Below are 2,638 nucleotides of genomic sequence, written 5' to 3'. Positions count from 1 at the left end.
CGGCGGCGGCGCGGGTCGGCGCCTGCTTCTGCAGGCCGAGCACGCTCTCGGTCATGATGTTGAAGATCGGCAGGATGCGCTCGAAGTTGCGCGGCTGCTCGGTGTACTCGCCGCCCTTCCAGCCGGGATCGGTGCGGATGCCCTCGATCAGGAGGCGCCGCCACAGGGCGTTGCGCCCGCTCACCGGGATCGGCTGGCTCGCCACCGCCATCAGCAGGTCCATCGCGCCGGGATAGCGCTCGCCCCACATCCAGGCCTGCATGCCGCCCATGGAGGTGCCGAGCACGAGGCGCAGGTGCTTGACCCCGAGCGCCTCGGTGACGACCCGGTACTGTCCTTCCACCACGTCGCCGTAGCCGTAGCGGGGGAAGCGCGCCTTGAGGCCGTCGGAGGGTTTCGCGGAGCCGCCGCGCCCGAGCCCGTCGGGCAGGATCACGTACCAGCGCTTCGCATCGAGCGGCGCTCCCTCGCCGAACAGCTCCGGCCCGAGCGTCGGGATCAGGAAGCTCTTTCCGGTGCCGGTCGTGCCGTGCAGGACGAGCACGGCGTTGTCGATCTCGCCGTCCGCGCCGCGATGGGGCGTGCCGAGGGTGGTGTAGTGCAGCTTGACCTTGTCCAGGCTCTCGCCGCTGGCGAATTTGAAGGTCTCGGCGACGTAATCGCCCTCCTGCTGGTTCGGATATGACGCGGCCGGCGCGGCGATCCCCGGAGACGGCGCGAGGCCGGCGGCGAGCGGGGTCAGCGCCATCGCCGTGACCAGCAGAGCTGCGCGAAGCGAGCGTATCCGAGCACCCATCAAGCGTCCTCCTCGACCCATCCGAACGAGCGTTCCACCGCCCGGCCCCAGCCGGCGAACAGTGCCCGACGCTCCTCTTCCTCGATACGGGGATGCCAGCGTTTGTCCACGGCCCAGTTGTCGCGAAGATCTTCGAGGGTTTTCCAGAATCCTGTGGCGAGACCGGCGGCGTAGGCCGCGCCCAGGGCCGTCGTCTCGGATACTTTCGGGCGCAGGGTCGGGCGGCCGAGGATGTCGGCCTGGAACTGCATCAGGAGGTCGTTGACGGTCATGCCGCCGTCGCAGCGCAGTTCGGCGATCGGACAGCCGGAATCGCGCTCCATCGCCTCCAGCACCTCGCGGGTCTGGTAGGCGGTGGCCTCCAGGCAGGCGCGGGCGATGTGGCCCTTGTTGGCGTAGCGGGTCAGGCCGATGATGAGGCCGCGGGCGTCGTCCCGCCAGTGCGGGGCGTAGAGGCCGGAAAACGCCGGCACCACGTAGACGCCGCCATTGTCCTCGACGCTGCGGGCGAGCCCCTCGATCTCGCCCGAGGCGCCGATCAGGCCGAGATTGTCGCGCAGCCACTGCACCAGGGCGCCGGTGATGGCGATGGAGCCCTCCAGCGCGTAGGCCGGCGGGTGCCCGTCGAGGCGGTAGGCCACGGTGGTGACGAGCCCGGCGGAGGAGGCGACGGGCTCGGGGCCGGTGTTCATCAGCGCGAAGCAGCCGGTGCCGTAGGTGTTCTTGGCCTCGCCCGCGGAAAAGCAGGTCTGCCCGAACAGGGCCGCCTGCTGGTCGCCCAGAATCCCGCCGAGCGGCACGCCGGGAAACGGGTCGCGGATCTCCCCGCACACGCCGCCCGAGGCGACGATGGTCGGCAGCACCGCCCGCGGAATGCGGAACACGCCGAGCATGGTGTCGTCCCAGTCGAGGCTGGCCAGCGACATCAGCTGCGTGCGGCTGGCATTGGTCACGTCGGTGACGTGCAGGCCGCCCTGCGGGCCGCCGGTGAGGTTCCAGACCAGCCAGGAATCGATCGTGCCGAACAGCGCGCTGCCGTCCTCGGCCTTGGCCCGCGCGCCCTCGACATGGTCGAGCAGCCACGCGAGCTTCGAGGCGGAAAAATAACTCGCCAGCGGCAGGCCGGTGGCGGCGCGGAAGCGGTCGCGGCCGCCGTCGCGGGCGAGCGCGGCCACGTGCCGGTCGGTGCGGGTGTCCTGCCAGACCAGGGCGTGGTGCAGCGGCTCGCCGGTGCGGCGGTCCCACAGCAGGGCGGTCTCGCGCTGGTTGGTGATGCCGATGGCGGCCAGCGCCTGCGGCTCCAGCTCGGCCCGGGCCAGCCCCTCGCGCATCACCGCGTGAGTGTTGCGCCAGATCTCCCGCGGGTCGTGCTCGACCCAGCCGGGACGGGGAAAGATCTGCTCGTGCTCGCGCTGGGCCTGCGCCAGGATCGTGCCCCGGCGGTCGAACACGATGAAGCGCGTGCTCGTGGTGCCCTGGTCGATCGCCCCGACCGCGTCCGGCATGGCGTCCCTCCCGGCGTTCCTCGCATCCGGGATTTTTTCGGTCCCGGCTCGGCCCCGATCCTACACGAGGCGGCGTGCGCCGGAACCGGTCAGCCCGCTTGTCAGCCCCCTTGCGCCCGTTCCAACTGGGCCGGGGTGTCCTTCGCCCCCATCTGCCGGGCCATGTCGGCGGCGCTCATCCCCGTGGCGTCGCGCCTCGCCGGGTCGGCGCCGTGGGCGAGCAGCAGCGCGACGATCTCGGTGCGGTCGAACATCGCCGCCACCATCAGCGCCGTGCGGGTGCCGTCGCCGGCCCCGTCGACCTGGGCCCCGTCGACCTCGGCCCCGTCGACCTGGG

At 71.6% G+C, this 2,638-nt stretch carries 3 protein-coding genes; all 3 read right to left on the bottom strand.

Going from position 1 to position 2,638, the window contains the following annotated elements; translation table 11 throughout:
- Positions 1-796: alpha/beta fold hydrolase (locus MFF42_RS21270; protein WP_238257543.1), on the bottom strand; the 796-nt coding region annotated here is incomplete at its 3' end.
- Entirely contained in the window at positions 796-2,301 is a 1,506-nt protein-coding gene (gene glpK / locus MFF42_RS21265) for a glycerol kinase GlpK (protein ID WP_238257541.1), read from the bottom strand. The genes MFF42_RS21270 and glpK, both read right to left, overlap by 1 nt.
- Before the next feature lie 101 nt (positions 2,302-2,402).
- Positions 2,403-2,638: ankyrin repeat domain-containing protein (locus MFF42_RS21260; RefSeq protein WP_238257539.1), on the bottom strand; the 236-nt coding region annotated here is incomplete at its 5' end.

Source organism: Methylorubrum podarium, from assembly GCF_022179745.1.
In the GTDB taxonomy this organism is placed as follows: Bacteria; Pseudomonadota; Alphaproteobacteria; order Rhizobiales; family Beijerinckiaceae; genus Methylobacterium; species Methylobacterium podarium.
The sequence above is the reverse complement of the archived record's forward strand: the minus strand, read 5'-3'. Positions and strand labels throughout refer to the sequence as shown.